Here is a 6963-nt window from a genome sequence, read left to right on the forward strand (position 1 = left end):
TTTAAAAAGAGATAAAATCCGATAATAATTATGAATTGTTATCGGATTTATAACATGTATTTATAAAAAAGAAGGTGGAAATTTTGGAATATGAAAGGCTGAACAAAAAAGCTATAAAATGTATGTTTTTAGGAACGCTTATTCAGTTTATAATAGCTAGTACAATTTTAGCTGTTATAGGGTGGTTTTTTAAAGGTATTATACCTATGATAATTCAGTATATAATACTAGGTTTAATTATTTTGGATTTAATATATTTGCTAGTGTCTCCAAAGGTTAGATACGAAAGTAACTACAGCTGGAGGAGATATAAATATATCTTTTTTAGAAGATGATAAGGCAGATTTTATAGCAGAATCATTAAAAAATAAAATTAATGAAATATCTATAAGTCAAAAAAGTAAAAAATTAGAAGATATAAATAAAAGTTCAAAATCGGGAAGTAATTTATAGGAAGGTGTTGAAATTATGGAGAGTAAATTTAGATGCCATCCAAGTATTATTTTAGAAAAAGTCGCAGGGGTTTTATCATTTTTTATAATAATCTTTATATCAAATATAGATGATGTAGTTGATATATTAGAAACAGGAAAATTTCAAGGGAATATCATACTTTTGATAGGTACAGCAATATTAATATTAGATGCAATTTATAATTTCTTAGTATGGAGAAAAACATATATAAGTATACAAGATGGTACTATTGTATTAGAAAGAAATACTATAAATAAAAAGATAAATACTTTTGGAATAAAAAATATTGCAAATATAAATATAGAACAAAATATATTTGAAAGAATTATATCTACATGTAAAGTAAAAATAGATACTGATAGCCGTTCTACAGCAGATGAAACTGATATAGAAATTGTACTCAAAAAAGATATAGCAAATGAATTTAAGAAGCGCATAATGCAGTCTATAAACAAATCAAAAGGAAATGAAGATAGTCAAGAAAGTTTAGAAAATATGTATTATGAAGTTGAGGATTATGATGAATATATAGATTACGATATAAATTATTCAAATGGAGATATCTTAAAACACTGTTTTTACAATATTGGAATAATTGAATTGCTAATCAATATAGCAGTTTTTATTGGAGTATTTATATATGGAATAAATCAAGAGGATCATACACTAAAAAGTATTATAATACAAAGTATCATAATAATAGCAAATTTCGGTTCTATATTTAAAAATTTATTTGGTGATTATATTAAATACTATAATTTTAAATCTCTTAGAAAGAATGATAAAATTTACTTAAACTATGGGCTTTTCACAAAATCGGAATATTCTATACCAGTTGATAGAATAAATGCGATAAATATAAATCAAACTATTTTATCTAGAATTTTCAACAAGTATAAAGTAGATATAAGTGTGGTTGGTGTAGGGAATGATGAAGATGAAGTATCACAAATAATTCTATTTGAAAGTAAGGATATGTTGGTAGAACGATTTAATTTATTGTTGCCAGAGTTTAATTTAAAGATAGATTTTAACTTTGAAAAACAATCAAAGAAAACCTTACTAATAAGCCTTATAAAATCACTTATAATAATGGGTATTGTAGATTTAATAGTATTTGTAATCTACGAATTAAATTTATTTACAAATATGCAAGTAATATTGATTGGAAATTTAATATTAGTAGTATTTTTATTAGTGTTTTATATTATGAAATATAAAACAGCAGGGATTTTTCTAGATGATGATTTTGTATCAATTGTTTCTGGTAAATTTTCAAAAAGTATAAATATAATTAAATATAAAAAAATACAATACATAAAAATTTTACAAGGACCTATAAGTAAGACTTTGGGGTTACAACATGGAACAATACATATACTTGCTGGTTTACTTGATAATGACAGAAAAATTGATTATTACAATGAGTCAATTTTTGATAAGTTAAGTGAAAAAATATAGATAATAAATATATTAAAAAAATATATCCTTTAAACAGTCATGTTTTATTGATGTTTGAAGGATATTTTTTATTTTGAACTAAATTTTTTGGACTAAATATCTTTCATTTATTTATTAGATGGTCTAAAATATGTCTATACTCTAAATAATAGATTTATTAGAAACGGAGGCAAATAATGATTTTAGAAACAATTAAAATGCTGAACCCTGCACAGAGGGAAGCTGTTGAGCAAACAGAAGGGCCGATATTAATCCTTGCTGGAGCAGGTTCAGGAAAAACTAGAGTTTTAACTACTAGAATAGGATATTTAATGCAAGAAAAAAAGGTAAAAGCTGAAAATATTTTAGCTATAACTTTTACAAATAAAGCAGCTAATGAGATGAGGGAAAGGGTAGATGAAACATTAAAAGATGAAGATACTAGTGCAATGTGGATTACAACTTTCCACTCTTGTTGTGTTAGAATACTTAGAAAATCTATAAATAAAATAGGATACAATAGAAGTTTCGTTATATACGATAGTGCAGACCAAGTTACTCTTGTAAAAGACTGTCTAAGAGAATTAAATTATAGCGAAAAGGCTATGGATCCTAAATATATAATAAGTGTTATATCAAATGCGAAAGATAAACTTATAAATCCAAAACAATTTAAGGAGAAATATCAAGGTGATTTTGCAAAATCAAAAATTGCAGATGTGTACGCACTATATCAAGACCGTCTAAAAAGAAATAGTGCACTTGACTTTGATGACTTAATCTCAAAGACAGTAGAACTTTTTAGAGAACATGAGGATGTATTAGATTTCTATAGAAATAGATTTAGATATATAATGGTAGATGAGTATCAAGATACAAGTAGGGCACAATATGAACTTGTTAGATTACTTGCACAAGGACACCAAAATATATGCGTAGTTGGGGATGATGACCAAAGTATATATGGGTGGAGAGGTGCCGATATAAGGAATATACTTGAATTTGAAAGAGATTATGATGATGTTCATGTAATAAAACTAGAACAAAACTATAGATCTACTCAAATTATACTTGATGCGGCAAATTATCTAATTAAAAACAACATAGAAAGAAAAAGAAAAAGACTTTGGAGTGAAAAGAAAGAAGGGGAATTAATAAAAATTCAACTATCAGAAAGCGAAGTCGATGAGGCAGAATTTGTAGCTAATACAATTTCAGCTATGGTTAGAGCAGGAGAAAGACAATATAAAGATTTTGCTGTTTTATATAGAGCCAATGCACAAGCAAGACCAGTGGAAGATGCCTTAAATAGAAGCCAAATTCCATACAATATCTACGGTGGAACAAAGTTCTATGAAAGAAAAGAAATAAAGGATATGGTAGCTTATTTAAGAGTTATCCAAAATCCACAAGATGATATATCTCTAAAAAGAATAATAAACGTTCCTAGAAGGGGAATAGGGCTTAGAACTATAGAAAAAATAGAAGATAGAGCCAGCTTAAAGGAAGAAAGTTTATATTCAGTACTAATAGATATCGATGGAAACTCAGATATATCAAGAAAAGCAAAAGCTAGTATAAATGATTTTGTAGATATGATGTCGACATTTAGAAGTCTTAAAGAAATATATCCAGCAAGTAAAATGATAGAAAAAGTTATGGATATAACAGGATATTTAGATGAATTAGAAAAAGACAAAAGTGAAGAATCTCAGGATAGAATAGAAAACTTAAAAGAATTTATATCTGTAGCTATGGAATTTGAAAGCAAAAACGAAGATGTTAGTTTAGAATCTTTCCTAACAAATGTTGCTTTAACTTCTGAACCAAATGAAGAAGAGGAACATGCAGATAGAGTATCATTAATGACTATACATTCAGCAAAAGGGCTTGAATTCCCGGTTGTATTTTTAACAGGTATGGAAGAAAAACTATTCCCTATAGCAAGAGCGATTGCATCTATGCAAGATACTCAAATAGAAGAAGAAAGAAGACTTTGTTATGTTGGAATAACAAGAGCAAAAGAAGAGTTATTTATGACTATGACTGGAAAGAGAACTCTATATGGAAGAACTAATCACTCTGTTGCATCTAGATTTATTGAAGAATTACCAGATGACTGTATAGAAAGATTAAATAGAGTTCAAAAAGAAATACCATACTCAAAAGCTAGCTATAATATGCTTGATAAATACACTAAAAAGTATATGAACTCTGTCAATAAAGCAGAAATAGCGAAAAAAGCACAAGCAACTATAAAAGAAAAAACTGATGTATCAGATATAGATAATATAAAATTAGGAAGTAAAGTACACCATCCAAAATTCGGAACAGGTACAGTAGTAGCATTAAAAGGGCCAGATGTTACAATAGCGTTTGATAATCAAGGAATTAAGACAATAAATAAAGAATATACTACAATAGATTTAATTAAAGAATAAGATTTAAGGGATGGTATTTATATAATACACATCCCTTAAACTTTATCATAAAAATATTTAGTTTATAAGGTAGAATAGGGGGAATAAATATGACAATAGGAGTGTGTCTACCAGGAGGAGGGGCAAAGGGTGCCTTTCAGGCTGGAGTGTTGGAATCACTATATAATAGGGGACTTAAAAGATATGATTCATATGCCTGCACATCAATTGGAGCAATCAATGGATACTACTTATACACAGGAAATGTGGATAAAATGAAAAAAATGTGGATAAGTGGAGAAAATAATGCTGGAAAATGTTTTAATTCTGTTGATAACATTATTGATAATAGTAGAGATATAAAAAAATTATACGAACTAAAAGACTACAAAATTCGAGAAAATTCGAGTTTTTACATTAATTATCTTCAAGTCAGAAACAAATCTGGTAAAGAAATTATTGTAGATATATCAAAACTTAACCATAAAGATAGAGTAAATTATATAAAATATAGCTGTGCATTGCCTTATAATCAAGAAAAAGGGCTATTTTCGATTCAAGAAGTTAAACAGTATATTGAAAAAGGTAAATTTGATGGATTTAATTTAGATGGAGGTATGGCACGAAATACATATATCGATCCATTAATTGAGGATAATGTGGATAAAGTCCTAATAATATCCACAAGGCATAATTTTGAATTACCACAAAAAGTAATGCAAAAAATAGACTCAAATAAAGTTATAATTATATCACCGAAAGCAGAAATAGATAATAAAGATTTATTAAACTTTTCACCTGAGTTTTGTTCAAAACTATATAAAGAGGGATATGAGATGGGTTTAGAATTTGATTTGAACTTATTATAAACTTAATTATAGAAAAAATTGGAATTGTTCATATACACTTAAAAAATAAAAATTATTATAAATTAGAATGGATAAATTTAAGATTTATTTTTCAAAAAAATGTTATATAATAAGATATGAAAATGAACAAATGAAAGGAAGTAATCAATATGGAAAATAAAAACCCTATAGTTACAATAGAAATGGAAAATGGAGATAAAATGGTAGCTGAATTATACCCACATATAGCTCCTAATACAGTAAACAACTTTATAAGCTTAGTAAACAGTGGATACTATGACGGAATAATATTCCACAGAGTTATAAAAGGATTTATGATACAAGGTGGTTGCCCTAATGGAAACGGAATGGGTGGACCAGGATACTCTATAGCTGGAGAATTCGCAAGCAATGGATTCACAAATAACTTAAAACATGAAAAAGGTGTTTTATCAATGGCTAGAACTATGCAACCAAACAGTGCAGGTTCTCAATTCTTTATAATGCATGCAAGAGCTCCACACTTAGATGGAGAATACGCTGCATTCGGTAGAGTAATAGAAGGTTTAGATGTTGTTGATAAAATAGCATCAGTTAGAGTAAATAGAATGGATAAACCACTTGATGACCAAAGAATAAAATCTATGACAGTAGAAACTTTTGGAGTTGAATATCCAGAAGTTGAAAAAATGTAATTATAATTAATTTTGACAATAAAATACTATTTACATTTTTTCAAACTTCATTTAAAATATTTTAAAGAGTCTTAAAAACACAAAACACAAAAACACAAAACACATAACACACACCTGAGTGACAAGGCAAAATATAAACTGTAAATATAAGAAAAGCTATTGCGAATATATTCGTGGTAGCTTTTCTTGCTTTGTCACATTTATAAATAAAATTCAAAAAATAATCCATATTAGAATATTTTATATCCTATAATAATAAATAGATTTACAAATAAAAATATATAGAAATTCACTATATAAATTAAATAAATGGGGATTATTATAAAAATATAATAATAGATAAAAGTAATGAAGGGAGTATATAAAGATATATGAATTTGGAAGAAATAAAGTCTAGAATGCAAAGTGGGAAACTTTATTGTTGTGAAGATGAGAGCTTAATGCAAGAGCAAATGAAATATTTAGATATGGTATATGATTACAACCACCTTAAACCAAGCCAACAAGATGAAAAACAGAAACTTTTAAAGAAGATGTTTGAAAATATAGGTGACAAGTGCTATTTAGAAACTCCATTTTATGCAAGTTGGGGAGGCAAAAACGTAAGTATAGGGGAACATTTTTACTCTAATTATAATTTAATGCTTGTAGATGATGGAGAAATTATAATAGGAGATAATGTAATGATAGCTCCAAATGTTATTTTATGTTCAGCGACACATCCAGTATCACCGAATTTAAGAGAAAAAGGAGTACAATATAATTTACCTGTTAAAATTGGAAATAGAGTTTGGATTGGTGCAAATTCTGTTGTTATGCCAGGTGTAACTATTGGAGATAATTCTATAATTGGAGCAGGAAGTGTAGTAACTAAGGATATACCTCCAAATGTAATTGCATTTGGAAATCCATGCAAAGTACATAGAGAAATTACAGAAGAAGACGAGAGATACTATAATAAAAATTGGAAGATTGATATAGAATAAATTAACTTATAAAATTAAAAAATACTATTAAATAAAATAGAGAAAAATTATAAAAAAATCAGTATGGCATATACCATACTGATTTTTTATTATATATATT

The 6963-nt window shown here is 27.3% G+C and carries 5 protein-coding genes; all 5 read left to right on the plus strand.

Translation table 11 applies throughout. From position 1 onward, the window contains the following. The first annotated feature begins 468 nt into the window (after nt 1–468). A complete protein-coding gene (locus RDX53_RS03240; protein WP_195929657.1) occupies nt 469–1935 on the plus strand; it encodes a PH domain-containing protein in 1467 nt (488 codons plus the stop codon). Between the two features lie 176 nt (nt 1936–2111). Next, a complete protein-coding gene (locus tag RDX53_RS03245) occupies nt 2112–4355 on the plus strand; it encodes an ATP-dependent helicase (protein ID WP_195929658.1) in 2244 nt (747 codons plus the stop codon). An 89-nt stretch (nt 4356–4444) separates the two neighbouring features. After that, nucleotides 4445–5203 (plus strand): patatin-like phospholipase family protein, encoded by a 759-nt coding sequence (locus tag RDX53_RS03250; RefSeq protein WP_307993703.1) that lies wholly within the window; start codon nt 4445–4447, stop codon nt 5201–5203. A gap of 149 nt (nt 5204–5352) precedes the next feature. Beyond that, entirely contained in the window at nt 5353–5877 is a 525-nt protein-coding gene (locus RDX53_RS03255) for a peptidylprolyl isomerase (RefSeq protein WP_195929660.1), read from the plus strand. 371 nt (nt 5878–6248) lie between these two features. Then, nucleotides 6249–6863 (plus strand): sugar O-acetyltransferase, encoded by a 615-nt coding sequence (locus RDX53_RS03260; RefSeq protein WP_307993704.1) that lies wholly within the window; start codon nt 6249–6251, stop codon nt 6861–6863. Nucleotides 6864–6963 lie beyond the last annotated feature (100 nt).

Source organism: uncultured Intestinibacter sp. (genome assembly GCF_902468165.1).
GTDB lineage: Bacteria > Bacillota > Clostridia > Peptostreptococcales > Peptostreptococcaceae > Intestinibacter.

What these genes read in the sequence shown, in the direction of transcription:
- RDX53_RS03250 (WP_307993703.1), top strand. Translation starts at nt 4,445, where the DNA reads ATGACAATAGGAGTGTGTCTACCAGGAGGAGGGGCAAAGGGTGCCTTT.
- RDX53_RS03240 (WP_195929657.1), top strand. Translation starts at nt 469, where the DNA reads ATGGAGAGTAAATTTAGATGCCATCCAAGTATTATTTTAGAAAAAGTC.
- RDX53_RS03245 (WP_195929658.1), top strand. Translation starts at nt 2,112, where the DNA reads ATGATTTTAGAAACAATTAAAATGCTGAACCCTGCACAGAGGGAAGCT.
- RDX53_RS03255 (WP_195929660.1), top strand. Translation starts at nt 5,353, where the DNA reads ATGGAAAATAAAAACCCTATAGTTACAATAGAAATGGAAAATGGAGAT.
- RDX53_RS03260 (WP_307993704.1), top strand. Translation starts at nt 6,249, where the DNA reads ATGAATTTGGAAGAAATAAAGTCTAGAATGCAAAGTGGGAAACTTTAT.